Below are 24,144 nucleotides of genomic sequence, written 5' to 3'. Positions count from 1 at the left end.
TGAGAGGAGGCCCGTAAATGGCCGCTGTCCTACCAACCAAAGGCAACCTGATGGCCACCAAGCGCTCCCGGGCCCTGGCTCAGACGGGCTATGAGCTGATGGACCGGAAGCGGAACATCCTCATCCGGGAAATGATGTCCCTGATGGAGACCGCCAAGGAGGTCCAGGACCAGATCGACACCGTCTTCACCGAGGCCTACGCCTCCCTCCAGACCGCCAACATCAAGCTGGGCATCTGCGACCGTATCGCCGAGGCCGTTGACGTGGACGAGAGCCTGGAGGTGCAGTACCGCTCGGTCATGGGCGTGGAGCTGCCCCATATCCCCGACCGGTCCGCTCCGGTCCGGCCGGAATACGGCTTCGCCTCCACCAGCTCCGAGCTGGACGAGTGCTACCTCAAGTTCCACAAGGTGAAGGAGCTGGTGCGCCAGCTGGCGGAGGTGGAGACCTCCATCTACCGCCTGGCCACCGCCATCAAAAAGACCCAGAAGCGGGCCAACGCCCTGCAGAACATCGTCATTCCCGGCTTCAACGACACCATCCGCTTCATCACCGAGGCGCTGGAGGAGAAGGAGCGGGAGGAGTTCACCCGCCTGAAGGTCATCAAGGCCTTCCAGAACAAGAAGCGTTCCCGCACAAGTGCCTGAGAAAGAAGTCCCCTTCCTCCGAAGGGGACTTCTTTATTTTATTTTTATTTTCTTTTATCTTAACTTTCATAAAATTAAAGTTTATATTAATATTATGAAAGTCACAGAAAGGGTGATTCGCATGTCCATTGACCGGGTTCCAGGCTGGATGGCCGGACTGGAGGAGGAAGACGCGGCCTTTATCCGCAATTTTCTCCTGTGCTCCGGCTCCCTCAAGGACATCGCCGGGCAGTACGGCGTGTCCTACCCCACCGTCCGCCTCCGGCTGGACCGGCTGATCCAGAAAATCCGGCTCAGCGAGGAGGCCGACCAGGACCCCTATGTGGCATTGATCAAACGCCTGGCCGTCAATGAGAAGCTGGACTTCGACACGGCAAAGCTCCTGATTCAGGAGTACCGCAGGCAGAAAAAGGAGTGAATTGTATGTCCGTCCCCATGTCCCTTGTTGTTCTTCTGGTCCTCTTGACCATCCCCACCTGCGTCCTTGGCGCGGTGCAGTACCTGCTCTCCCGCCTGACGCCCCCCCCCTGGCCCGGGCTGATTATCCCTGCTCTCTCCGGCATCGCTTCCGTGGCTCTGTCCCTCCTGTTCCTGTTCAATATGGTTTCCCTCTCCCCTATGGGCGTGCTGATGTCTCTTCTCCTGCTGGTCGTGCTCAATCTGCCCACCGCGGTATACATCGTCATCTACTGTCTCACCCGCCGCCGTCTCCAGTCGCAGGATGAGGTCACGCGCATGAACCTCCAGGACCTGTAACCCATATACAAAAACCGCCCGCTGTACAAGACAGCGGGCGGCTTTTTCTCTTTTTCACTTCATTCCTCTTCCTCACGGGACCAGTCCGAAATCATATGCAGTTCCCCGGAATCCATGTCCATCGCCATGTGGTCGTCCATCCGCATCAGCAGGTCCCCATCGGAATCAATTGCCATGCGGTCTGAGATGGCGTATGCAAAGTCCCCGTCGTCATAGTCAAAGAAATGCTTTCCCATAGAATACCGTTCTCCTTTCTCTTGCGTCTCCGCTGTCAAAGTATGATGCGGAATCCGCTTTGCATTATCTGATTATATACATTGTTTACGGCCTCAATATAGCATACAAAGGACGGATGGTTCACATACATATTTCCCAGCCAGACAGTATGGCCGCTACGGCTCAAGTATCCGTTTTTGATTTTCAGATACTCCTCGCGCAGCTGCGCCCATTTTCCATGGTTTTTGATACAGTCTGCCTTTTCCCTGAGTCCCGCTGAGTTCCGTACAATATTCCAGTAATACCGGTCGTAAGCGATGCTCCCTGTTTTTTCATGGATCAGTCTGTGGTAGTAGTCCGCTTCATCCCGTTTTGTGATACACACATCGATGGAAAATTCCGTTTTGTTCCCTCTCGTAAAATATATCCTTGGGCTTGCCAGGCAGGAGGTGGATTCCTGGCAGTCACCGAATCTATGTTCATTCAGCACCTCATTGAACGCCTTTCTGACGCCCTCCTTGAGTTCCCGGCCGTTATTGATGTCCTGGTATCTGAGAATTTCCAGATTGTAGTCCAAATCCACCGGCTCGTCGGCGTTCTGCAGGATGAGATTGCGCCCGCCGCTGCCCACCAGCTTGAAATTTGCCCCGATGTCATACTCGACCTTCAAGCGATGGCACAGGCTCTGCATGATTTTTCCCGCCAGGCGCCGCATTCTGTGCTCAAATTCCCTGTCATCCAAATAGTGGTACATATACCTTCTCCTTTCTTTTCCCCAACCGACCATTCAGACTTGGAATCTAAATCATTGTATTGTATCTGTGCCGGATATGATTGTCAATCCTTTTCCAAGATTTATCTGCTTATATAGAAAAAATTCTCCTGCTGTCCCAAGGGGCAGCAGGAGAATTTTTTCTTATCACTCAATAGGTTCTGGTACAGATTTCCTTGATTTTGGCCTGGAGGGACTTCAGGTCCTCAAAGGCGGCGGGGCGCCAGCCCGGGTTGCGCAGCAGGGCCGCCGGGTGGTACATGGCGGTCATCTGTACCCCCGCCTTCTCCACCCACTGGCCGTGCTCCCTGGTGATTTTGAAGTCCTCTTTGATCAGCTTCATGGCGGCAATCCGGCCCAGACAGACGATAATCTTGGGCCGGATGATGGCTACCTGGTTGCGCAGATAGCCGATGCAGGCCTCCTGCTCCACGTTGAGGGGGTCCCGGTTCTGGGGCGGACGGCACTTGACCATGTTGGTGATATAGATTTTGCTCCTGTCCAGGTCGATGATCTCCAGCATGTCGTCCAGCAGCTTACCCGCCCGGCCCACAAAGGCCTCCCCCTTCAGGTCCTCCTGCTCGCCGGGACCCTCGCCGATGAACATGACCTCAGCGTTGGGGTTTCCGGAGCCGAACACCACGTTGTGGCGGGTCTCAGCCAGGGCGCATTTCCGGCAGGCCATACACTCGGCCTGGAGCGCTTCCCAGTTTTTCATGCCTTCTCCTCCGTTTTGTAGACTTCCTTGGCGTAGCGGACGGTGGCCATGGCGTCCCTGGCGCAGCAGTCCGCGCCGATGCTGTCGGCGTACTCCTGTGTGAGCACCGCGCCGCCTACCACCACCTTGACGCCGCTGCCGCTCTGCCGCAGGGCCTTGATGGTCTCCTCCATGCTGACCACCGTGGTGGTCATGAGGGCGCTCAGGCCCACCAGCCGGATATCAGGGGCAGCGGCAGCCTCCACAATCTTCTCCGGGGCCACGTCCTTGCCCAGGTCCACCACCTCAAAGCCGTAATTCTCCAGCAGGACCTTGACGATGTTCTTGCCGATGTCGTGGATATCTCCCTTGACGGTAGCCAGCACCACCTTGCCCTGCTTCTCCTGAGGCTCACTGGCCATGGCGGCCTTAACCACCTCAAAGGCGGCCTTTGCCGCCTCGGCGCTCATGAGCAGCTGGGGCAGAAAGAGGGTCTTTTTCTCAAAGCCCTGACCCACCTTGTCCAGGGCGGGAATGAGGGCGCTGTTGACCAGCTCCAGGGGCTGTGCGCCCTTGTCCAGGGCCGACCGGGCGGCCTGGGCCGCGCCCTCCTGCATGCCCCGCATCACACACTCCTCCAGGGACAGGTCTGTCCCGGAAGCGGGCACAGCGGGGGCGGCGGTCTGGCCGCTGTACGCCCCGATATAGCCGCCGCACTGGCTGTCCAGCCCGGCAAGAGCGCAGTAGGACCGCCAGGCGCCCATCATGCCCTCGGCCAGAGGGTTGATGATGGCGCAGGACAGCCCGGCCTCCAGGGCCATGGCGAAGAAATTGGCGTTGATGATGTCCCGCCGGGGCAGGCCGAAGGACACGTTGGACACGCCCAGAATGGTATGGCCGCCCAGCTCGTCCCGCACCCGCCGGAGGGTCTCCAGGGTGACCACAGCCGCCCTGGGCTCAGAGGAGACGGTGAGGGTCAGGCCGTCAATTACGATGTCCTCCGGGGGGATGCCGTACTCAGCGGCGGTGCTGTAAATCTTCCGGGCCACCGCCAGGCGGCCCTCAGCGGTCTCGGGGATGCCGCCCTCGTCCAGGGCCAGGCCCACCACCACGCCGCCGTACCTGCGCACCAGAGGGAACACCGCCGCCATGCTCTCCGCCTTACCGCTGACCGAGTTGATCATGGGCTTGCCGTTGTAGCGGCGCATGGCACGGGCCATGGCCTGGGTGTCGGAGGTGTCAATCTGCAGGGGCAGGGGGATGACGCTCTGGAGGGCGCACACCGCCTCCTCCAGCATGGCGGGCTCGTCAATCTCGGGCAGGCCCACGTTTACGTCCAGAATGTGGGCCCCCGCCTCCTCCTGGGCAAAGCCTTCATTCAGAATATACTCCAGGTCGTGGCTGCGCAGAGCCTCCTTGAAGCGCTTCTTGCCGGTGGGGTTGATGCGCTCGCCGATGATGACGGGCATGGGGCCAATCTCCACCGCCTGAGAGAAGGAGGACACCACGGTCCGCCCCTTACGCTCTGGCGGAGTGACGGGGATGTCCCGGCAGGCGGCGGTGAGGGCGCGGATATGGTCGGGGGTGGTGCCGCAGCAGCCGCCCAGACCCCACACGCCCAGCTTGGCGATGCGCTCCATGACAGCGGCGAACCGCTCCGGGTCCACGTCGAACACGGTCTTGTCCCCCTCACGCCGGGGCAGGCCGGCGTTGGGGTTGACTACCACGGGGACAGAGGCCAGCTTCACCAGCTCCTCGGCCAGGGGAAGCATCTGCTCCGGGCCCATGCCGCAATTGACGCCCAGGGCGTCCACCCGCAGGCCCTCCAGCAGGGCCACGGTGGAGGCGATGGTGCCGCCGGTGAGCATCTTGCCGTTCTCGTCGTACACCGTGGTCACCACCACGGGCAGGTCGCTGTTCTCCTTGGCCGCCAGCACGGCCGCCTTGGCCTCGTAGCCGTCGCTCATGGTCTCAATGAGCACCAGGTCGGCGCCCGCCTGGGCGCCCACCCGGACCACCCGGGCAAACAGCGCCACCGCGTCCTCAAAGTCCAGGTCCCCCATGGGACGCAGCAGCCGCCCGGTGGGGCCCATGTCCAGGGCGATGTAGGCGTCGGCCTCGCGTCCCGCCTCCGCTCTGGCCTTCTTGGCATTGTCCACGGCAGCCCGGACAATCTCGTCCAGGTCCCACTCTCCGCCATCGGGGAATTTCAGGGCGTTAGCCCCAAAGGTGTTGGTGCAGATGACGTGGCTTCCCGCCTCCAGATAGGCCTTATGCACGGCCTGAATCCGCTCGGGATAGCGCAGGTTCCAGGTCTCGGGCAGCTCGCCGCCCTTCAGGCCCTGGGCCTGCAGCAGGGTGCCGGTGCCGCCGTCAAAAAAGAGGCGCTCACGCCCCAGTTTCTCCAAAAAACTCATAGGTTCCTCCTGTTATCTGCGAAAGGCGCAGTCGGTCTTATCGCAGGCCTCACAGCCCTGCCGGTGACAGGGCGCCGCCTGGCGGGACATGCCGATCACCGCGGTGACCGACTTCATGGGGGCCAGCAGCATCTGCTCCGTCACCGTCAGGCCGATTCTGGCCGGAGTCTGGAGCAGGGTTGTGATATCCCGCTGGTGGGCGATGGAGAAGTCCCCGTAGCCGGGGCTGAACCGGGGCCGGAGATACCAGCCCTCCCCCTCCGCTTCAAGGCGCAGCTCCTCGCAGGCATTGTCGCAGCACACCTCGATGAGGGAGGCTGCCGCGGCCTGGAGAATCACCGCCTCGCTCATCCGAACGGCGGTGGCTCTTGCGATGAGCCGGTCGGCCTCCACCCCCAGGGTAGCGGCGAAGAAGATCACCCGCTCGCAGCCCTTCAGATTACGGGACAGGCTCTTGCTCTCCACCCGGACCTCCCCCAGTTCCAGCGTCCCATCGGGCAGATGGGTGAGGGGAAATTCCCGGCTCACCCACCGGGGCGTAACCGCCTGCTCCAGCCGCCTGGCGCAGGAGCGGATGGTCTGCTCCATGCCGCTGTCCGGCGGCGTGTCTTTCCGGTAGCCTAAGTACCGGCATATCTCGCCGTAGTCCGCCTCCAGGGTCACTTCAGGACCTCCGACAGGCTGGCCTGAATGCCGGCGGCAATCTCCGGCTTGTTCATGGAGTAGATATGGATGTGGTTGACGCCGTTGGCGATGAGGTCGATGATCTGTCCGGCGGCGTAGGCCACACCGGCCTGGCGCATGGCGGCGGGATTATCCCCGAACTTGTCCACAATGGCCTTGAATTTTTCAGGCAGATAGGTGCCGGACAGCTTGCAAATACGGGCCATCTGCTTGCCGTTGGTTACCGGCATGATGCCCGCCACCACGGGGACGGTGATGCCCTTCTCCCGGATGCGGTAGAGGAAGTTGTAGAGGATGTTGTTGTCAAAGAACATCTGGGTGGTGAGGAACTCGCAGCCTGCCTCCACCTTGGCCTTCAGGTAGTCGATGTCGCTGGCCTTGGTGGGGGACTCAGGGTGGCCTTCAGGGTAGCAGGCGCCGCCCACACAGAAGTCGCCGCTGGCCTTGATCTCCCGCACCAGCTCGGCGGCGTGGTGGTAGTCATGGGCCGGAGCGCCCCCTTCCGGGATGTCTCCCCGCAGCGCCAGCACATTGCTGATGCTGCTCTCCTTCAGCTTGCCCAGCACCTGGTGGACGTGCTCCCGTGTGGAGGAGGCGCAGGTCAGGTGGGCCAAAGGCTCCACACCGTACTTGTCCCGGATGCCCGCGGCGATGCCCACGGTGTAGTCGCTGGTGCCGCCGCCGGCTCCGTAGGTCACGCTCATGAAGTCGGGCTTGAGGGCCGCAATCTCCTGCGTGGCCTTTGCCACAGACTCGTAGGAGTCGCTGGTCTTGGGCGGGAATACCTCGAAGGACAGGGTGACCTTGTCCTGGCTGAGAATGTCAATAATTTTCATGGCTGGGTTCTCTCCTTTGGGTGTGCTCAGCGCCAGGGGGCCGGACAGCCCCTGCGGCAGCTGATTCAATGCTGTTCATTATAGCACATTCCATCGGCAAAGATCACCTTTTTTCTTTCATGGAAAAATATTGAAGAAAAATAACCGTTGACAAATGTCCGTCTGCGGGCGTATAATGCCCCCAACATCACAAAGGCAACGAGAAAGACCGCCCCTCGGGCATCCGACAGAGAACGCGGGTCACCGACTGAGAGCCCGCCCCGGAGAGAAGAGATGGCGCAACACTTTTGAGCCGGCGTGCCGAGCCTCCTGACGGAGGGGTAGGTCCGCCCGTCCCCCTCCGCGTTAAGGAGTATAAGAGGTCGCGTCAATGGGGACGCCGCAACTTTGGGTGGTACCGCGGAACAGGTATGTTTCGCCCCGAAACTGCTTTGGCAGTCTCGGGGCTTTTTTCGTTTTTTGTGGTGGAATTTTTTTACTTTTTCAAAAGGATGTGAACGGTCATGATCACAGCGACAGCTCTTACCGCAGTCAAGCAGCCCGCGATCCGCGACATTATCGGAGGTGCCCTGTCTAATCAGGCCGTCTCCGTCCGTGGTATGGTCCACTCTCTGAGAGACATGGGAGGCCTCACCTTCCTGCTCCTGCGCAAGGGAGATGGGGTGCTCCAGTGCGTGTGCCCGCCGGAGGTGGATCTGGACGGCGTCACCGAGGAGTGCGCCGTGGAGGTGCTGGGCACGGTGCACCAGGAGGAGCGGGCTCCCGGCGGGGCCGAGCTGGCCGCGGCAGCGGTGCGGGTCCTCTCCCGGCCCGCAGCTCCCGCGCCGGTGCCCGTGTCCAAGTGGAAGCTGAACCTGACATTGGATTCCCGCCTCTCTCTCCGCCCTGCGGTGCTGCGCAGCCTGCGGGAGCGCAGCGTGTTCCGCATCCAGGCGGGCATCTGCCGGGCGTTCCGGGAGTACCTCCAGAGCCAGGACTTTACCGAAATCCACACACCCAAGATTGTCCACGCCGGAGCCGAGGGCGGCAGCAACATCTTCCGGCTGGACTACTTCGGCCGCAAGGCCTTCCTCACCCAGTCCCCCCAGTTCTACAAGCAAACCATGGTGCCCGTCTTTGAGCGGGTGTTCGAGGTGGGCCCCGTGTTCCGGGCCGAGAAGCACAGCACCACCCGCCACCTGAACGAGTACACCTCCATGGATTTTGAGATGGGGTATATCGACAGCTTTTATGATATCATAGCCATGGAGACCGGCTTCCTCCGCTACTGCTTCCGCCTGCTGAGCGAGGAGTACGCCGGCGACCTGGCCCGTCTGGGCGTCACCCTCCCCGAGATGAAGGATATCCCCTGCGTCCGGTTTGACGAGGCCAAGCGGCTGGCGGCGGAGAAATACGGCTACGCCATCCGCAACCCCTACGACCTGGAGCCCGAGGAGGAGCACGCTATCGGCCGGTATGCCAAGGAGGTATGGGGCAGCGACCTTGTCTTTGTCACCCACTACCCGGCCAAAAAGCGGCCCTTCTACGCCATGGATGACCCGGAGGACCCCAAATACACCCTGTCCTTCGACCTGCTGCTCCGGGGCATGGAGGTGACCACCGGCGGCCAGCGCATCCACGACTACCACCAGCAGGTGGCCAAGATGGAGCGGCTGGGCATGGACCCGGCGGAGTTTGAGTCCTACCTCATGCTCCACAAGTATGGCGCGCCCCCCCACGGCGGCCTGGGCATCGGCCTGGAGCGGCTGACCATGCAGCTGTGCGGCCTGGACAATGTGCGCCTGGCCACCCTCTTCCCCCGGGACCGCACCCGGCTGGAACCTTAAAGGGCGCATCGATTTTCTGCGGAAAATCTCTGCCGCGCTGCGGCAGGATATGCGCCCTCCAGGGGGAACCAGTTCCCCCTAGATACGCGCCTGCGGCGCGATACCCCCTCCGCTCTCCGAGGGGATTGGACGAAAGGATGCTGCTGTTATGAAAATTACCGAAGAGCTGGTGGACTACGTCTCCACCCTGTCCCGGCTCCGCCTCCCCCAGGAGGAGAAGGCCAAAATGGCCGGTGAGCTGGAACAGATCGTCACCTATATGGACACCCTCAACACCCTGGACACCGACGGCGTGGAGCCCATGAGCCACATCTTCCCCCTGAAAAACGTGCTCCGTGCTGACGAGGTGGTCCCCTCGGCGGACCGGGAGGTTCTGCTGTCCGGCGCGCCGGACAGAGACGAGGAGACCTTCCGGGTGCCCAAGGCTGTGGAATAAGGAGGGTTTACTGTGAAAGAACTGCTGGAACTGAGCGCCCTGGAGCTGGGCGCGGCCATCAGGGCTGGGGACGTGTCCATCGCTGAGGCCACCCAGACCGCCCTGGACGCGATGGCGGAGCGGGAGCCCTCCCTCAACTGCTTCATCACCGCCGCCGGTGAGCAGGCCATGGCCCGTGCCCAGGCCCTCCAGGCCGGGGTGAAGGAGGCAAAAAGCCCCCTGTACGGCGTGCCCATGGCCATCAAGGACAACATCTGCACCAAGGGCGTCAAGACCTGCTGCGCCTCCAAAATTCTGGGCGACTTCACGCCCCCCTATGACGCCGCCGTGACCGAGCGCCTGACAGAGGCCGGATCCGTCTCCCTGGGCAAGCTGAACATGGATGAATTCGCCATGGGCTCCACCACCGAGACCTCCTTTTACGGTCCCACCCGCAACCCCTGGGACACCGACCGGGTGCCCGGCGGCTCCTCCGGCGGAGCGGCAGCTGCGGTGGCCGCCCGTGAGTGCTGGTTCGCCCTGGGTTCCGACACCGGCGGCTCCATCCGCCAGCCCGCCTCCTTCTGCGGCGTCACCGGCATCAAGCCCACCTACGGCACTGTCAGCCGGTACGGCCTCATCGCCTACGCCTCCTCCCTGGACCAGATCGGCCCTCTCGCCCGCTCTGCCGCTGACTGCGCCGCCGTGCTGGACGCCATCCAGGGCAAGGACAGACGGGACGCCACCTCCCTGGACGTTTCCACAGGCGGCCTGCTCTCCAGCCTGACCGGGGATATCAGGGGCATGAAGATCGGCCTGCCGTCCGACTGCTTCGGCGAGGGTCTGGAGCCCCAGGTGGCCGATGCCGTCAAGGCCACTGCCGCCGTGCTGGAGGCAAGAGGGGCCAGAGTGGAGACCTTCTCCTTCCCCCTGATGAAATATATGGTGCCTACCTATTATATTATTGCCTGCGCCGAGGCCAGCAGCAACCTGTCCCGGTATGACGGCGTGAAGTACGGCTGGCGTGCGCCCGAGCACGAGGACCTGACCGACCTCTACTGCCGCACCCGCACCGAGGGCTTCGGCTCCGAGGTGAAGCGGCGCATTCTGCTGGGCACCTTTGTCCTCTCCTCCGGCTACTACGACGCCTACTACAAAAAAGCCCTCCAGGTCAAGGCCCTCATCAAGGAGGCCTTTGACAGGGCCTTTGAGCAGTACGACCTGCTGCTCACCCCTGTCTCCCCCACCACCGCCCCTAAACTGGGTGAGAGCCTCAGCGAAGCGCTGAAGATGTATCTGAGCGACATCTACACCGTGCCCGCCAATCTGGCGGGTCTGCCTGCCCTGTCCATGCCCTGCGGCTTTGACGGCGGCGTACCTATCGGCGCCCAGCTCATCGGCCCGGCCCTGGGTGAGGCGGCCGTTCTCAACGCCGCCCACGCCTTCCAGCTGGACACCGATTACCACAGACGTTCCCCCTATGGGAAGGAGGTCAAATAATATGACCTGGGAAACCGTCATCGGTCTGGAGACCCATGTGGAGCTCTCCACAGCCACCAAAATCTTCTGCTCCTGCACCACTGCCTTCGGCGGCGCGCCCAACACCCACTGCTGCCCGGTGTGCACCGGCATGCCGGGCGCCCTGCCCGTGCTCAACGAGAAGGTGCTGGAGTTCGCCGTCAAGGCCGGGCTGGCCCTGGGGTGTGAGATCACCAGGAAGAGCCGCTTTGACCGGAAGAACTACTTCTACCCCGACCTGCCCAAGGCCTATCAGATCTCCCAGCTCTACCTGCCCATCGCCCGGAACGGCAGGGTGGACATCGGCGGCGGCAAGACGGTGGGTATTCACGAGCTGCACATGGAGGAGGACGCGGGCAAGCTGGTCCACGACCCCTGGACCGACCAGACCTGCTGCGACTACAACCGCTGCGGCGTGCCCCTCATCGAGATTGTCACCGAGCCCGACTTCCGCACCGCCGGGGAGGTCATCGCCTATCTGGAGCAGCTGCGCTCCACCCTCCAGTACCTGGGCGTGTCCGACTGCAAGATGCAGGAGGGCTCCCTCCGCTGCGACGTGAACCTGTCGGTGCGCCCCGCAGGCTCCACGGAGCTGGGCACCCGCACCGAGATGAAGAACCTCAACTCCTTCAAGGCCATCTCCCGGGCCATCCAGTACGAGAGCAGGCGGCAGATTGAGCTGCTGGAGGAGGGCAAGCGGGTGGTTCAGGAGACCCGCCGCTGGGACGAGAACAAGGACGCCACCTACGCCATGCGCTCCAAGGAAAACGCCCAGGACTACCGCTACTTCCCCGACCCCGACCTGCCTCCAGTGGAGCTGTCGGAGGGCTATCTGGAGCGTCTGCGTGACGCCCAGCCCGAGATGGCTCCGGCCAGAATGGAGCGGTATCAGCGCCAGTTCGGCCTGCCCGCCTACGACACCGAGATGATCACCTCTCAGAAGGCCCTGTCCGACTTTTTTGAGGCCATGGTTGAACTGGGCGCCCCCGCCAAGCAGGCGTCCAACTGGATTATGGGCGAGGTGCTGCGGGCCCTGTCCGCCCGGGGCATGGAGGCGGCGGATATGCCCCTCTCCCCCGCCACCCTGGCCCGGCTCATCGCCCTGGTGGCGGCGGGCAAGCTCAACCGCAACACCGCTGTCACCGTCTTTGACGCGGTGTTTGACAGCGACGGCGACGTGGACGCCTATGTGGCGGAGCACGGCCTGGAGCAGATTCAGGACGACAGCCTGGTGGAGTCCGCTGTGGAGCAGGCCTTTGCCGACAACCCCAAGTCAGTGGCCGACTACCGCGCCGGCAAGGAGAAGGCCTTCGGCTTCCTGGTGGGCCAGGTCATGCGCCAGCTCAAGGGCAAGGCCGACCCCAAGGCCGTCAACGAGGCGGTGCGCCGCCGCCTCAGCGGAACAGAACTGTAAAACAGAGCCCCCGGCACAGTTCTGTGCCGGGGGCCCACAGCCTGCCGAAAGACTTCTTTCGGCAGGCTGCTTCTTTAGTCTCCGTCTTTTTTCTCGTCCTCCGGCGCAAGGGGATGCCATGCCGGCGGCTCCCTGCGGCGGGCAAACAGACCCTTTATCCAGCCCAGCAGCCCCTCCACCATGTGAAACCACAGGTTGCCGACGATCACCAGTATCGTAAGGGCCAGCACAATCCCGCCCAATTCACCCAGCGGCATGGCGCCTCACTTCTTCGCAAAGCGCTCCGTAAAGAACGCCGTGAAGTCGGCCAGCTCCTGCTCCTGGGACACGTAGACATAGAGGCTCTCATCCTCCAGCCAGTCATAGGCGTTGATGGCGATATAGCCCCTTTTGTCGGGATAGATGATAAAGGCGTCGGTGGGGTACTTGTTCCGGTAGGCCTTCAGAATCTCGGACCGGCGGTACCAGGTGGGGTCGCCGCAACCGGACAGGTCGGGAACCGTGGGCACCACCACGATGGTCTCCTCCGCCTCGTTCCAGCCCACAATCAAATTGCCTATTTTGGTCTTGCTGCCGTGGACAAAGCCATAGTTGAACCGGCTCACATCCTCTGTGTAGCCATAAATCAGCTTGTAACTGTCCCCGTTCTCCACCACCTGGTTGAACAGCCGGCGCATCTTTCCGGCGTTGGCTTTGCTCTTCTCCATGTCAACCTCCGGACCCTTGAAGAGCTTACTGAAAAATCCCATGCTTTTTTCCTCCTGAATAATCTATTTGAGCAGACGGACCGGCCGTCTCTTCTCTTTAAAATAAAAACTTTTTTGAAAATTCATCTTTATTCTATTTAAAAAGAACTCCGCCTGAATGGGGCAGAATCTGCATATTCAGGCGGAGCTGCACGGTTTACGCTCTGAACGTCTCCAGGCAGTTCACAATGGCTTCAATCTGTATGGCCGCGGTTGCGTCGGCGGCCTCGGGGACAAACAGCGGCAGGGTCTGGGGGATGGCCCGGCGGAACACCATCACCGCCAGGCTCAGATTGGTAAACAGCGCGATCCGCTCCCTGTCCGCCCTGATGCCGAAGCACTCCAGAATACCACCGAAAAGGCGGGCCTGCTTTTCCCGGAAAAGCTGATGGCTCTCTGCCGACAGGCGGCGGAACAGCATCTGCTGCTCCTCAACGGTCAGCACCGCAATTCCGTTCTGCTCGCCGTAACAGCAGGTATGGAGGAACTGTCTGACCCCCTCCCGCCAGCTCAGGGCCGGGTTGTCCATCAGAGCCCGGGCATAGGCGAGGATTTTGGGCTGCTGAAGATAGAGCGCCTCCACAATCAGATCCTCTTTTGTGGGGAAAAAAGTGTAGAAAAAGGTGCGGGAAATGCCTGCCGCCTGATAAATCTGCTCCACAGTGGTGTGCTGAACGCCCTGCCGGGCCATCAGCTCCAGCCCCCTGGTGAGCAGTGTGTTCCGGATATTCTCCCGGTCCTCCTCCGAGTAGGACACCTTCGGCATGTTCCTCTCCCCCCTTTAAAAATAAATTATCATTTTTGTCTTTATTGTATCACGTCAGCTTATCTGCTGCAAGCGGCAAAACCGATCTCGCCGCCTGAACAACGGGCGCCTCCGGCTGTACCGGGGGCGCCCATATTTTTTACGATTCTGTTTTGCGCTCCTGCCCCTTCGAGCAGATTACTCCTTCATAATCACGACGGCCACAGGGGTGGCGTTCTCATCTCCCAGGACGCCGGTGTAGGTCACCTCCACCCGGTCGCCCTCGGCAAAGCTGCTGGGATCCACTTCCTTGTCAAAGTCGAAAATCTGATACTCACCGTCGTCGGTCAGCAGGACCATAAAATCCTCTATCCGGTTGATCACGCCGCTGACGGTCTTCTCCTGCGTCCCCTCCACAGCGGTCTCTGTATTCTTGGGCTGGCTGGTGCTGGGGGCCTCACCCTTTTTGCAGGCGGCCAGGGAGAGCAGCAGCGCGGCGCTGAGCAGAATTGCGGCAATTCGTTTCATATCAAACATTCCTTTCTGTTTGCGGTCCCCCTGTCCGGGGAGCTGTGCCTCTATTATAAGTCTGGATTATGTAAATTCAATATAGGCCGCCTTACCATTCGTAAAGGTTCCCTTCACATTTTCTTCCCATTCAAAAACCGGTTGACAGCATTGTCTACATCATGTAGACTATAATTGACTACAAGGAGTAGACAGAGGAGGTGTTCCCATGAAGGACTATCAGCTGGGGGCGGTGGAGTCCCGCTTTGCCGACCTGATCTGGGCGGGCGCGCCCATTGCCACCGGGGAACTGGTGCGTCAGGCGGATCAGACCCTGGGCTGGAAGCGCACCACCACCTACACGGTGCTCAAGCGGCTGTGTGAGCGTGGGCTCTTCCAGACCCGGGACAGCGTGGTCACCGCTCTCATCTCCCGGGAGGAGTTCTACGCCATGAAGAGCCGCCGCTTTGTGGAGGAGAGCTTCGACGGCTCCCTGCCCGCCTTTCTGGCTGCCTTTACCGCCCGGAAAAGGCTCTCTCCCCAGGAGGTTGAACAGATCCGCCGCATGATTGACGCCTGCGGAGAGGAGGTGGACCCATGAGTACCCTGTTCTGGAAGCTGCTGAACATGAGCATTTCCGCCGGGTGGCTGATTCTGGCGGTGATGGCCCTGCGGCTGCTGCTGCGCAGGGCGCCCAAGGGCCTCCGGTGCGCTCTGTGGGGCATTGTGGCCCTGCGGCTGGTGCTCCCCTTCTCTCTGGAGAGCCCGGTCAGTCTGATTCCCAACGGTGAGACCGTGTCCGCCTCCGTGCTCAGCGGCGGAGCGCTCCAGGTCAGCACCGGAGTGGACCTTCTGGACAGGCCGGTCAGCAAGTACCTGGAGCCCTCGTCCGCCGTGACAGCCACTGCCGGAGGCGGCATCCACTCCATGGAGCTGCTGAGCTGGCTCTGGCTGGCGGGTGTGGCCATTCTGCTGGCGTACGGCCTGGTCAGCTGGCTGCGGCTGCGGCGCAGGGTGGCGGAGGCCGTCCCCCTCCGGGACAATCTGTGGCTGTGCGACCACATCCCCACCCCCTTTATCCTGGGGCTGTTCCGTCCCCGGATTTACCTGCCCTCTGATATGGCGGAGGCGGACATCCCCTATGTGGAGGCCCATGAGCGGGCCCACCTGGCCCGCCGGGACCACTGGTGGAAGCCGCTGGGCTTCCTGCTGCTGGCGGTCTACTGGTTCAATCCCCTGGTGTGGGCGGCCTATCTGCTGTTCTGCCGGGATGTGGAGCTCGCCTGCGACGAGCATGTGGTGTCCGGCTGGGACGCCGGAGCCCGGCAGGCCTACTCCCAGGCCCTGCTCGCGTGCAGCGTATCCCATCCCACACTCTCCGCCTGTCCTCTGGCCTTTGGGGAGGTGGGCGTGAAGGAGCGGGTCAAGGCCGTGTTCCACTGCAAAAATCCCGCCCTGTGGGCCATCCTGGCCGCCGCCGGGCTGTGCGTGGCGGTGGCGGTCTGCTTCCTCACCGACCCGGAACAGCTCACCCTGGACAATATCAAGACAGAGCGCGGCTATGCCATCACCAGTCAGACCCCTTATATTCTCACCCTGTCGGTGCCCAAGGACGTCCTGACCGAGGACTGCTACACCGGAGAAGGACAGCTTTTCAAGGAGAATGAAGTCCCCGCCTTTCAGAACGACACCACAACCATCTATCTGGAACGGGTCATGCCCGCCAATGAGGGGGACGAGTATCTCTACTTCATGTTCGACTTCTCTTACCAGCTGCCCGAGTCGGGCACCATTCTGCTTCCCTGGCAGAAATCAGAGGATGGCTATGTGTCCTTCAGCTATGAGCCCAGTGAGACCCTGACCGATGACAACACCATCTACCCGGATGCAGTTTCCATGCGTAGTTTAGGCCCCGGGCAACAGTTCGCCTTCTATGTCCGGACTGATGCGTGCAGGGCAGCCAGCGGCACGCTGGAGCTTCAGTCCATCATCTGCAACGCCCTGACCTATGTCCGGCTGAAGCCGGGCCAGGCAGCGCCCTCTGGCGTGCAGGAGACCCAGATGGTCGCCGATGTAGCCGATGTAAACAACACGATTGCCGGGCTGCTGGCTGAGATTGCCTCCTCCCCGCAGGAGGCATCCAGCACGGCGGCCTACCTCTCCGCCCACCCCGAGGCCCACCAGCAGCTGCTGGACTACGGGGACTTCACCCTGCGGTACTGCTTTTCTCAGTTCCTGATGGGTGGTCAGACCGGCCTGGAGGGCGGGCTGATGTGGTACCTCATCTGCGAGCTGGCCCCCGAGGCGGAGCAGATTCCCCCCGCCGGTTCAGGACAGGACTGCTTTGACGCCTGGCTCTCCTCCGCCCGGGCGGACATGGCGGAGCACGGGGCAAGCTGGATGGAGAAACACACCCCCGGTGCCCTCATGCTGCTCCAGGCGTCCAACGGATAGTCCGCCGCGAAGGCGGTCGGTTTTTGTTCCTCCTGTCACCGTCCTCCCGGCGGCGGCATAGACTGCTCCAGAGCCCGGCGCCAGCGGCACGGGCTCCCGCAGACCATGCGGCATCCTTCAGGAGGTAATCATTTTATGGCCGATATCCAGCAGGATCTCTTAGGTCTTCAGTACAGCCCCAGCTTCTCCCTTCAGGGTCTCCAGGAGGAGGACGTCAACCTGACCCTCCCCCCTGCTCCCAGTACCTTTGCCACCGTCTTCGGCACCGTGACAAACGGCACCGACCCCATCCCCGCCGCCACCGTCAAGCTCTTTGACAGCGCCGGTCTGCCCTACCAGCATACCATCACTGCCGCTGACGGCACCTACACCCTGGACGGTATCCCCGCCGGCACGTACAGCGTGGCCGCTGTGGCCGAGGGCTACGTGATGAGCACCGCCGTGGGCGTCACCGTGTCCGACGGCAGCACCACTGAGATTCCTCTGGTATGTACGGCGGATGCCACTCTGGCCCTGGGCGCCATTGCGGGCACCCTGACCATCTTCGGCACCGCCAACACCCCGCTGGGCGGGGCGAAAATCACCCTGACCAACGCCGCGCTGGAGACGGTAGCCACCACCTACACCGCCGCTGACGGCGAGTTTCTGTTCTACGATGTAGCTGACGGTGTGTACACCCTGCGTGCCTCCGCCCAGGGCTATCTCACCACCGCCCCCATGACCGCCACCATCCTGGGCGGCTCCACCGTCAACCTGACCATGGCCATCCAGGTGGACAGCCAGACCTACAACGGCACGGTCAGCGGCATCATCACCGACCAGAACGGCGCGGCGGTGGCGGGCTGCTTTGTGGGCCTGTATCAGGTCACCACCATTGGCGGCGTCACCACCGAGCAGCTCATCGCCGGTACCAAGACCAACGCCGAGGGAAAGTACCTGTTCGGCGGCGTCACGGACGGTCAGTATCTGGTCAAGGCAAAGGTAAGCCAGTAACCTGTCCCTCCTCCCTGGAGCACAGCCCGGTCTTCTGTCTGACCTGCGGCGGAGAGGCGGAGCAAAACCTCCGTCTCTCCTTCCGTAGGGAGCTGTGTCTTGTCCGGGTGTGTGTATCCGGCTGCTGTCCCTGGGACAGCGTGACGCTGCAGAACTGGAAGGGCTGCTTTCAGTCCTCCCGGCAGCTGTGTGCCTGCGGCCAGGTGTTTTTCACCGCCCTGCCGCCAGGCCCATACCTTCTCACCCTTTGCAGAGGCCGGGCAGGCGTCCGCCTGCTGCTCTGCCTGCCTCCCGGCGGGCAGATTACCCTGTGCCACGACCCGGCCACCGGCTGCTGCCGGTGGTACAGACCGCCTGCCCGTAGCTTTCCACTCTGTCCTCCGTAGTGCGATAAAAAGAAAACAGCGGCCCGTCAAACCTGGTTTGACGGGCCGCTGTTCCTCTCTTTTCCTCAGGACTGGCTGTCCGACTCCTCGTAGAAGCAGAACCGGTTTTTGCCCTGCCGCTTGCTCTCATACAGCGCCAGGTCAGCCCGTCTCAGGTAGTCGGCATACTTAACGTCGGAATCGCACACATAGGTCAGGCCGATGCTGCCGGTGACAACAGGGTCCGGCGTGCGCTCCAGCGCACTCAGCAGGCTGTCCACCCGCTGCTCCAGCCGCTCCCGGCGGATGCCGCCCCGGATGAATACCAGGAACTCATCCCCGCCCAGACGGCCCACAAGGTCCTCCTGCCGGAAGGTGGAGGTGAGCACCCGTGCCACGGTCTGAAGGGCTTTATCTCCCTCCAGATGGCCCATTTTGTCGTTAATCTGCTTGAAATTGTCGATATCCATTATCATCAGTACGCCGCAGGGGCTCTGCTCACACTCGTTCAGGCACCGCTTGACCTCCCGCTCGAAGGCGGTGCGGTTATACAGGCCGGTCAGCGGGTCCCGGTCGGCGGCCTGTGCCTGGGCAAACTCCCGCTCCTTCTCGGCGTTGATGTCCTTGAGGTAAATGAGGGTATATACATTCCGGGTGGTGTCCTCCCGGAAGAGGTAGATGGTCAGCTCCACCCAGTGCAGCGTCTCACCCACAGGACGGCGATAGCAAAAACGGCTGCTGGTCTCGCCCCGGGCCAGCATCTCGTTCCACACCGCCGGGTCGCGGTAGCGTCTGAGCCGCTCCAGGTCCTCCTCGGACAGCATGGAAGCCAGCTGCTGCTCCAGCACCTCGATAAAGTGGCGGGAGCTCTGGCGGTAGTCCTGCTTGTAGACCCGCCACAGGCCCCCCACTGACTTGAGCTGGCCGCTCTCCAGATCCACCTCCGCGTAGGCGATGGTCTCGGACAGCATGGTGTGGTAGAACTTGCGCATGCGCATGTACTCCAGCTCCATGACACGGTCGGCGCCGATGGGCTCCAGCACGGCGATAGCCGCCTCCTGTCCCTGCTCTTCCCGGTCCAGCCGCTGGGTGGTCAGCTTGTACCACTCGTAGGTTCCGTTCTTGGACTTGAGCAGCAGCTCCTGGCGCTCCGTCCCCTCTTTCCTGTGCAGCCCGGAAAAGGCGCTGCGGAATTGTTCCATAAAATGGGGATGGACAATTTCACTGTCAATCCAGCACTGGGGGAAGTTGGTCTCGTGGGTCTCCTCTCCCAGCAGCAGGGTCCGCTCGGTGTGGAAAAACATGGTCTTTTCCGCCGCGTTGTACTCAAAAATATCCCGCACGCAGGACTCAGGCACCAGCTTGGGACGCTCCATGTCGTTGACGATGCGGTGGTAACCCTTCAGGCAGATCATGCCGTTCTCGTCCTGGAAGCGCATGCCGGTGCAGCGCACCAGCACATCTCCTCGCTCGGGATGCCGCCAGCTGTACTCCAGCTGAACAGGCCGCTCCGAACGGGTCATGGTCTGAATCGACTCGTCCACATAGCGCCGGTAGCCGTCGTTGACCCTGCTGTACCAGAACTGATAGCACTCCTCCGGGTCGGGAATGCCGGCGACACCCAGAACATGGAGCATGGTGTCGTTGGCCACCATCTCATGGCGCTTTCCCTCCCGGTCAAATCGGATGACCCACAGGCCCAGGCCCAGCATCTCAAAGACGTCGTGGTAGTTGGCCCGGAGCAGCTCCCGGTAGCGGCTATCGTTGCGCTCCTGGTGGATGCGGTCCAGCAGGAAGCTGGACAGCACCCTGATCTGGGCGTCGTCATGGATAGAGTAGCGGGGATTATCCACGCCGATAAAGGCGATGGTTTTGTCTCTGTCCCGCACCGGCACGGCAATGAGCCGGTTAATGCCCTGAGCCTCCAGAATCCGCCACTCCTCTGGGCTCTCTCTGCGCAGGGTGTCCAGATTGAGTATGAGCACCGAGCGGTCATGGTCGAAGAGGTCCATCCAGCGCTTCAGCGCATGGGGCGGGACATCCTGCAGGTTTCCAGCCTGGGGTGTCACGTTGGGCGCGCACCACTCAAAGGTGTTGGCCCAGCAGCCCTCACACTGAGGACTTGGCGCAAAGAGATAGGCCCGGTCCGCCTGATAGAACTCCCCCACCGAAGCCAGCACCCGGTTGACCGCCTCGCCGTAGTCGGCGTGCTCCGAGAGGGTCTTGGTGTAGCCCGCGATCTTCTGTGCAAAAATCAGACGCTCCTGGGTGTTGCGGCTGACCACCTCATGCTTGGTAATGTCCAGCGCCACCTCCATCCGCAGCTGCTTGCCCTGAAGGGTGATAATTTTGTCCTTGAGCAGAAAGTGCCGCCCGCAGTACTCATTCTGTCGGTCCCAGATGTAAAAATTGTCCCGCTTCAGCATGGAGTTGGTACAGAAGGAGCAGGGCTCATCCAGCCCCTGAAGCGCCTTGTAGCACTTCCGGCCCCGGTAATCCCGCAGGCCCATCAGGCGCTGTCCGGCCGGGTTGATGTAGTACAGCTCATAGGTGTCCATGTCGCTGATGTAGAAGATGTCGTTCTCCGCCTCCAGAATCACTTTGGCCAGCTCGTCCTCCGACCAGTCGATGGCGGAGGAGATGTCCGAGACGTGGAACTGGCTGCGGTAGGCGTTCTCCCGCTCCATCCGAGCCTGGTAGCTGGGGCTGTCCGGCTGCAGATACCGCTCCTCCAGCTCCTGAGGCGTGCAGGGCTTGGAGAAGAGGAAGCCCTGAAGCAGCGCGGGATGGAGTTCCTCCAGAACCGTCAGCTCGTTCTCGGTCTCCACACCCTCGCAGCACACTCGGATCTGGCAGCTGTCCGCCAGCTCCAGCATGTTGCTCAGCAGGCGGTAGTTATACACACTGTGCTGGATATTGTTGACAAAGCAGCGGTCGATCTTGATCTCGTCAATCTCCAGTTCCTTCAGCCGCCCCAGGCTGGAGTAGCCGGTGCCGAAGTCGTCCACCGAAATCTCAATGCCGCTCTTCTTCCACTGAAGGAACAGCTCGTTGATGTGGGGATAGTCCAGGAGCTGCATACTCTCAGTGATCTCCAGGGTCACCGCGTCGCCGGGCAGGCCGCTCCGGTTCACCGCGTCCAACACCTTCTGGACGATGTTCTCCTCACACAGCTGGGTATAGGACACGTTGATGCTCATGTGGAAATCAGGCACCTGCTTGCGCCACACTCTGCACTGCTCCAGCGCAGTGTCCAGCACCCAGATGCCCACCGGACAGATCAGCTTGCTCTGCTCCAGAATGGGCACAAACTCAGACGGCGGCACGTTTCCCCGCCGGGGAGAGGTGTACCGCAGCAGGGCCTCGGCGCCATAGAGTCGGTATGTTCCGGAGAATACCTGGGGCTGGTAGCACAGGGAAAAGCCTCGGAAGCCCTCCTGAATGCTCTTGGTCAAATCCTCCTTTAGCTCCAGGGTGGCAATTTCCTTCTCATAGTCCTCGGCGGAAAAGAACATCAGCCGGTTCTTTCCCTGGGCCTTGGCGTGGTCCAGGGTGTTCTCCGCGTACTGATAGAGGGTCTCGGCGTCGGGCACCATGTACTCCCGGAAGGGCACGCAGCCGCCCGACAGCGTGCACAATCCCTCCAGCAGCCGCTGGGCCCGGGCGAACACCTCCGCCGCCTGTCCGGCGTCGACATCGGGCAGATTGACCGCAAAGCAGTCGCCGTTGGTGCGGTAAATCCGCTGTTTCCCGTCCGCTGCATACTCCAGGGCGTCGGCCACACGCCGGAGCACCGTGTTCCCCTGCTCCCGGCCCTGCTTCAGGTTGATGGATTTCAGGTCATCCACACCCACCAGCAGCAAAAAGCCGTCCCGCTCTCCGGCCAGCAGCTCTCTGCTCTCCTGCTTGAGCTGGTTCATGCCAAACATACCGGCAAAGCCGTCAGCTCTGCCGTTGGTGGCCATCTCTGAGATACAGCCGATCACCCACAGCGGCTGCCCCTGCTGGTCCAGTTGGCTCTTGCCCCGGCTGCTGATCCAGACCACGTCGCCCTGCCGGTTGATAATGCGGTACTCCAGCCTGTGGACCTGCTTTTCGCCTCTGCGCAGCTTTTGATAGGCCTCCCGCAGCAAGGGCAGATCCTGGGGATATACCATCCGGCACCACTCCTGAGGCGTGACATACTCCCGGCCATCTTCCATCAGGCAGTAATTTTTACCAATATTTTTGGAAAAATAGATTTGATCGGCCTTCAGGTCAAAAAAGAAATAGTGGTCGCTGGTGCTCTCATTCAAAAAATCCAACACACTGCGGCATGTATCCACCGCATACTGCCCATCCAGTTCAATATTCATGGTTACCTCGCAAGCCATTGGTTTGCATCCGCACGAAATCTCCCCACCCACGCCATCAGGCGGCAGCACAGACGCGGTACCCGCGTCTCGCTTGTCTCCACAGCCGGAAACTGGAATCATTCCGGCTTGAAAGGCAGATTCCTGTGCCATGTCTATCAATTTAGTGGTATTTATTCTACCATGCTTCCCATCTCCCTTCAAGGCTCTTTTTCCGTGCCGTCAAAAAACGCCGCCCCCACCTCTTGTGCTGCGCGGCGGCCCCATCCACGCGGAAAAGGCCCGGGCGTGGACTGCCTGTCTTGCCGTCCGCGCCCGGGCCGTCTTTCGCCCAAAGGGTTATATGGTCAAGGTTCCGTTCTCATCTTCAATCAGGAGCAGAATCTTCTCCTCATTGCCCGTCTGGGCGTTTACATAGACGATATAGTGCCGCCCATCCTCCAGCTGGCACTTGAACTCGTGGCAGAGCACCTCATACTTGCCGCTGGTGGGGATGAGGACCAGCTGGTGGGAGAGGCACTCCAGCTCCGGGTCCAGCACGGCCCGGGCCGTCTCCTCCGAGACAGCCGGGGTCTCCAGCGTCCGCTGGGCGTGGTTCATCAGATAGCCGTCCGCCTCAAACCCCACAATGCTCCCGTTGTCCAGGGCCACCGCCACCTTGATAAGGTCGGGGTAGCAGAGCACATCCCCCTGCCGGGCTGCAAAGTTGACGGTGAGGATGTTATTTTGATTGATATAATAAGTGGGCTCCATGTCCCCGTAGCCCTGCTCCGCCAGGAAGGCCCGGGCCGCCTCCACGCCCTCCTCCGCCGTGAGGGACGCCTCCCCCACCGGCCGGGAATTCATCAGCTCGGTCACCTTGCCGCCCTGGCGGGAGACCTCAATATAGACCTCTCCGCCGTCTACCACGGCGGAAAAGCTCCAGTTGGGAATGGCCCCATCGCCGCCGGACAGGGGATTGAAAATCTCCGGCTTCAGGCCCATGAACGCCCCTGCGGCTGCCTGAGCCTCCTCCTGGGTCACCTCCTCCAACCCCTCCAGCGCCCTGGGCTGCTGCTGGGTGGAGAGATGCTCGGAGAAGGGGCCGTCGTAGATGAGGGTGGGCACCTCGGGGAAGTCGGCCTCCACGTTCTGGAAGCTGCTCCCCGCCGCGTCCCCCGTGGTCTCCTGGGCCTGGGCCAGCCGGGCCTGAGCCTGCTCCAGGTCATCCAGGGTAATGGTGCCGCTGTGAATATCGGCCTGCAGGTCCTGGAGCATCTGGGAGAGCTGGCTGGAGGCTTCTGCCAGGGCGCGCAGGCTCTCCTTCTCCTCCTCCGTGGTCCCCCCGCCTACTGCATTGCTCTTGGACAGCGCCGCGGCATAGTCCCCCACCTTGGCCACGAAGGACGCGGTCTGGGCCAGCTCCACGTTGCCGTAGGGCAGCTCGCCGATGGCCATCTGGGCGGACATGGCCCGGCCGAACAGCTCGGTACACAACTGGGCCAGTAAGGGCTGTGACGTGGCATAGGCGCTCTTCTGCAGCGCCGCGTCCATCTCCGCCACCGCGGTGGTCAGCTCGGCAAATGCGTGCTGGTAGGTGTTGTTGACAATGTTCCGGTAGGCCTCCGCCCTGGCGTGGCTCTTGAGCGCCGCGCCGCCGGTCACCGCAAAGGCCGCCGCTGCAAAGCTGACGAACAGCGTCTTTGCCCGCCGGCTGCGGAAAAATTCCCTGGTCATGAAAACCGCCCCCTTTGGACCTAGTTTGATCCAAAGGAGGCGGTTCTTTTCAGGTAATTTTTGCTGCT

Annotated in this window: 22 protein-coding genes; 10 read left to right on the top strand and 12 right to left on the bottom strand. The window is 61.7% G+C overall.

What is annotated here, in order from left to right; translation table 11 throughout:
• Positions 1-17 precede the first annotated feature (17 nt).
• The 3 genes from ACOX7T_RS03470 to ACOX7T_RS03460 all read left to right on the top strand — a co-directional run bounded on the left by ACOX7T_RS03470 (position 18) and on the right by ACOX7T_RS03460 (position 1,403).
• On the top strand, positions 18-647 hold the full coding sequence (locus tag ACOX7T_RS03470; RefSeq protein ID WP_433439933.1) for a V-type ATP synthase subunit D: 630 nt from the start codon (positions 18-20) through the stop codon (positions 645-647).
• A gap of 121 nt (positions 648-768) precedes the next feature.
• Positions 769-1,065 carry a DUF2089 family protein gene (locus tag ACOX7T_RS03465; RefSeq protein WP_277216025.1) on the top strand — a complete coding sequence of 99 codons (297 nt, stop codon included), beginning with the start codon at positions 769-771 and terminating at the stop codon, positions 1,063-1,065.
• 5 nt (positions 1,066-1,070) lie between these two features.
• Positions 1,071-1,403 (top strand): hypothetical protein, encoded by a 333-nt coding sequence (locus tag ACOX7T_RS03460; protein ID WP_433439931.1) that lies wholly within the window; start codon positions 1,071-1,073, stop codon positions 1,401-1,403.
• 59 nt (positions 1,404-1,462) lie between these two features.
• Here ACOX7T_RS03460 and ACOX7T_RS03455 read toward each other — a convergent pair whose 3' ends face one another.
• The 6 genes from ACOX7T_RS03455 to metF form a co-directional block, all read right to left on the bottom strand.
• The gene (locus ACOX7T_RS03455) at positions 1,463-1,639 is read right to left on the bottom strand and encodes a hypothetical protein (RefSeq protein WP_433439929.1); all 177 of its coding nucleotides are present in this window, start codon (positions 1,637-1,639) and stop codon (positions 1,463-1,465) included.
• A gap of 35 nt (positions 1,640-1,674) precedes the next feature.
• Positions 1,675-2,373, bottom strand: a complete 699-nt coding sequence (locus tag ACOX7T_RS03450; protein ID WP_433439927.1) for a hypothetical protein — start codon at positions 2,371-2,373, stop codon at positions 1,675-1,677.
• A gap of 169 nt (positions 2,374-2,542) precedes the next feature.
• Positions 2,543-3,109: a uracil-DNA glycosylase gene (locus ACOX7T_RS03445; protein WP_433439925.1), complete on the bottom strand. Its 567-nt coding sequence runs from the start codon at positions 3,107-3,109 to the stop codon at positions 2,543-2,545.
• On the bottom strand, positions 3,106-5,505 hold the full coding sequence (locus ACOX7T_RS03440; RefSeq protein ID WP_433439923.1) for a homocysteine S-methyltransferase family protein: 2,400 nt from the start codon (positions 5,503-5,505) through the stop codon (positions 3,106-3,108). The genes ACOX7T_RS03445 and ACOX7T_RS03440 overlap by 4 nt, the downstream gene beginning before the upstream one ends.
• A gap of 12 nt (positions 5,506-5,517) precedes the next feature.
• Positions 5,518-6,168: a Vitamin B12 dependent methionine synthase activation subunit gene (locus tag ACOX7T_RS03435; RefSeq protein ID WP_433439921.1), complete on the bottom strand. Its 651-nt coding sequence runs from the start codon at positions 6,166-6,168 to the stop codon at positions 5,518-5,520.
• Complete coding sequence (metF, locus tag ACOX7T_RS03430) at positions 6,165-7,025, bottom strand: methylenetetrahydrofolate reductase [NAD(P)H] (protein ID WP_433439919.1); 861 nt, start codon at positions 7,023-7,025, stop codon at positions 6,165-6,167. Before metF ends, ACOX7T_RS03435 begins: the two co-directional genes overlap by 4 nt.
• A 503-nt stretch (positions 7,026-7,528) precedes the next feature.
• Here metF and aspS point away from each other — a divergent pair.
• The 4 genes from aspS to gatB all read left to right on the top strand — a co-directional run bounded on the left by aspS (position 7,529) and on the right by gatB (position 12,198).
• Positions 7,529-8,851, top strand: a complete 1,323-nt coding sequence (gene aspS, locus ACOX7T_RS03425; RefSeq protein ID WP_433439917.1) for an aspartate--tRNA(Asn) ligase — start codon at positions 7,529-7,531, stop codon at positions 8,849-8,851.
• Between the two features lie 148 nt (positions 8,852-8,999).
• Positions 9,000-9,287 (top strand): Asp-tRNA(Asn)/Glu-tRNA(Gln) amidotransferase subunit GatC, encoded by a 288-nt coding sequence (gatC, locus tag ACOX7T_RS03420; protein ID WP_433439915.1) that lies wholly within the window; start codon positions 9,000-9,002, stop codon positions 9,285-9,287.
• 12 nt (positions 9,288-9,299) lie between these two features.
• Positions 9,300-10,766, top strand: coding sequence for an Asp-tRNA(Asn)/Glu-tRNA(Gln) amidotransferase subunit GatA (gene gatA, locus ACOX7T_RS03415; RefSeq protein WP_433439913.1), 1,467 nt, complete (start codon positions 9,300-9,302; stop codon positions 10,764-10,766).
• Between the two features lies 1 nt (position 10,767).
• Positions 10,768-12,198 carry an Asp-tRNA(Asn)/Glu-tRNA(Gln) amidotransferase subunit GatB gene (gene gatB, locus ACOX7T_RS03410; RefSeq protein ID WP_433439911.1) on the top strand — a complete coding sequence of 477 codons (1,431 nt, stop codon included), beginning with the start codon at positions 10,768-10,770 and terminating at the stop codon, positions 12,196-12,198.
• A 74-nt stretch (positions 12,199-12,272) separates the two neighbouring features.
• Here gatB and ACOX7T_RS03405 read toward each other — a convergent pair whose 3' ends face one another.
• From ACOX7T_RS03405 to ACOX7T_RS03390, 4 genes are all read right to left on the bottom strand, one after another.
• A complete protein-coding gene (locus ACOX7T_RS03405) occupies positions 12,273-12,455 on the bottom strand; it encodes a hypothetical protein (protein WP_433439909.1) in 183 nt (60 codons plus the stop codon).
• Between the two features lie 6 nt (positions 12,456-12,461).
• Positions 12,462-12,947 carry a hypothetical protein gene (locus tag ACOX7T_RS03400; RefSeq protein ID WP_433439907.1) on the bottom strand — a complete coding sequence of 162 codons (486 nt, stop codon included), beginning with the start codon at positions 12,945-12,947 and terminating at the stop codon, positions 12,462-12,464.
• 154 nt (positions 12,948-13,101) lie between these two features.
• Positions 13,102-13,710 carry a TetR/AcrR family transcriptional regulator gene (locus tag ACOX7T_RS03395; RefSeq protein ID WP_433439905.1) on the bottom strand — a complete coding sequence of 203 codons (609 nt, stop codon included), beginning with the start codon at positions 13,708-13,710 and terminating at the stop codon, positions 13,102-13,104.
• A 177-nt stretch (positions 13,711-13,887) separates the two neighbouring features.
• A complete protein-coding gene (locus tag ACOX7T_RS03390) occupies positions 13,888-14,217 on the bottom strand; it encodes a hypothetical protein (RefSeq protein WP_433439903.1) in 330 nt (109 codons plus the stop codon).
• Between the two features lie 208 nt (positions 14,218-14,425).
• Here ACOX7T_RS03390 and ACOX7T_RS03385 point away from each other — a divergent pair, with 208 nt between their 5' ends.
• From ACOX7T_RS03385 to ACOX7T_RS03375, 3 genes are all read left to right on the top strand, one after another.
• Complete coding sequence (locus ACOX7T_RS03385; protein WP_433439901.1) at positions 14,426-14,797, top strand: BlaI/MecI/CopY family transcriptional regulator; 372 nt, start codon at positions 14,426-14,428, stop codon at positions 14,795-14,797.
• On the top strand, positions 14,794-16,650 hold the full coding sequence (locus ACOX7T_RS03380; protein WP_433439899.1) for a M56 family metallopeptidase: 1,857 nt from the start codon (positions 14,794-14,796) through the stop codon (positions 16,648-16,650). The genes ACOX7T_RS03385 and ACOX7T_RS03380 overlap by 4 nt, the downstream gene beginning before the upstream one ends.
• Before the next feature lie 135 nt (positions 16,651-16,785).
• A complete protein-coding gene (locus ACOX7T_RS03375; RefSeq protein ID WP_433439897.1) occupies positions 16,786-17,643 on the top strand; it encodes a carboxypeptidase regulatory-like domain-containing protein in 858 nt (285 codons plus the stop codon).
• Positions 17,644-18,094: 451 nt separating this feature from the next.
• Here ACOX7T_RS03375 and ACOX7T_RS03370 read toward each other — a convergent pair whose 3' ends face one another.
• Both ACOX7T_RS03370 and ypeB read right to left on the bottom strand, forming a co-directional pair.
• The gene (locus ACOX7T_RS03370) at positions 18,095-22,381 is read right to left on the bottom strand and encodes an EAL domain-containing protein (protein WP_433439895.1); all 4,287 of its coding nucleotides are present in this window, start codon (positions 22,379-22,381) and stop codon (positions 18,095-18,097) included.
• 318 nt (positions 22,382-22,699) lie between these two features.
• Complete coding sequence (ypeB, locus tag ACOX7T_RS03365; protein WP_433439893.1) at positions 22,700-24,076, bottom strand: germination protein YpeB; 1,377 nt, start codon at positions 24,074-24,076, stop codon at positions 22,700-22,702.
• Between the last annotated feature and the right edge of the window lie 68 nt (positions 24,077-24,144).

This window comes from Pseudoflavonifractor sp., assembly GCF_050943825.1.
Classification (GTDB): domain Bacteria; phylum Bacillota; class Clostridia; order Oscillospirales; family Oscillospiraceae; genus Pseudoflavonifractor.
The sequence above is the reverse complement of the archived record's forward strand: the minus strand, read 5'-3'. Positions and strand labels throughout refer to the sequence as shown.

What these genes read in the sequence shown, in the direction of transcription:
- ACOX7T_RS03470 (WP_433439933.1), top strand. Translation starts at nt 18, where the DNA reads ATGGCCGCTGTCCTACCAACCAAAGGCAACCTGATGGCCACCAAGCGC.
- ACOX7T_RS03465 (WP_277216025.1), top strand. Translation starts at nt 769, where the DNA reads ATGTCCATTGACCGGGTTCCAGGCTGGATGGCCGGACTGGAGGAGGAA.
- ACOX7T_RS03460 (WP_433439931.1), top strand. Translation starts at nt 1,071, where the DNA reads ATGTCCGTCCCCATGTCCCTTGTTGTTCTTCTGGTCCTCTTGACCATC.
- ACOX7T_RS03455 (WP_433439929.1), bottom strand. Translation starts at nt 1,639, where the DNA reads ATGGGAAAGCATTTCTTTGACTATGACGACGGGGACTTTGCATACGCC.
- ACOX7T_RS03450 (WP_433439927.1), bottom strand. Translation starts at nt 2,373, where the DNA reads ATGTACCACTATTTGGATGACAGGGAATTTGAGCACAGAATGCGGCGC.
- ACOX7T_RS03445 (WP_433439925.1), bottom strand. Translation starts at nt 3,109, where the DNA reads ATGAAAAACTGGGAAGCGCTCCAGGCCGAGTGTATGGCCTGCCGGAAA.
- ACOX7T_RS03440 (WP_433439923.1), bottom strand. Translation starts at nt 5,505, where the DNA reads ATGAGTTTTTTGGAGAAACTGGGGCGTGAGCGCCTCTTTTTTGACGGC.
- metF (WP_433439919.1), bottom strand. Translation starts at nt 7,025, where the DNA reads ATGAAAATTATTGACATTCTCAGCCAGGACAAGGTCACCCTGTCCTTC.
- aspS (WP_433439917.1), top strand. Translation starts at nt 7,529, where the DNA reads ATGATCACAGCGACAGCTCTTACCGCAGTCAAGCAGCCCGCGATCCGC.
- gatC (WP_433439915.1), top strand. Translation starts at nt 9,000, where the DNA reads ATGAAAATTACCGAAGAGCTGGTGGACTACGTCTCCACCCTGTCCCGG.
- gatB (WP_433439911.1), top strand. Translation starts at nt 10,768, where the DNA reads ATGACCTGGGAAACCGTCATCGGTCTGGAGACCCATGTGGAGCTCTCC.
- ACOX7T_RS03405 (WP_433439909.1), bottom strand. Translation starts at nt 12,455, where the DNA reads ATGCCGCTGGGTGAATTGGGCGGGATTGTGCTGGCCCTTACGATACTG.
- ACOX7T_RS03400 (WP_433439907.1), bottom strand. Translation starts at nt 12,947, where the DNA reads ATGGGATTTTTCAGTAAGCTCTTCAAGGGTCCGGAGGTTGACATGGAG.
- ACOX7T_RS03395 (WP_433439905.1), bottom strand. Translation starts at nt 13,710, where the DNA reads ATGCCGAAGGTGTCCTACTCGGAGGAGGACCGGGAGAATATCCGGAAC.
- ACOX7T_RS03390 (WP_433439903.1), bottom strand. Translation starts at nt 14,217, where the DNA reads ATGAAACGAATTGCCGCAATTCTGCTCAGCGCCGCGCTGCTGCTCTCC.
- ACOX7T_RS03385 (WP_433439901.1), top strand. Translation starts at nt 14,426, where the DNA reads ATGAAGGACTATCAGCTGGGGGCGGTGGAGTCCCGCTTTGCCGACCTG.
- ACOX7T_RS03380 (WP_433439899.1), top strand. Translation starts at nt 14,794, where the DNA reads ATGAGTACCCTGTTCTGGAAGCTGCTGAACATGAGCATTTCCGCCGGG.
- ACOX7T_RS03375 (WP_433439897.1), top strand. Translation starts at nt 16,786, where the DNA reads ATGGCCGATATCCAGCAGGATCTCTTAGGTCTTCAGTACAGCCCCAGC.
- ACOX7T_RS03370 (WP_433439895.1), bottom strand. Translation starts at nt 22,381, where the DNA reads ATGGCTTGCGAGGTAACCATGAATATTGAACTGGATGGGCAGTATGCG.
- ypeB (WP_433439893.1), bottom strand. Translation starts at nt 24,076, where the DNA reads ATGACCAGGGAATTTTTCCGCAGCCGGCGGGCAAAGACGCTGTTCGTC.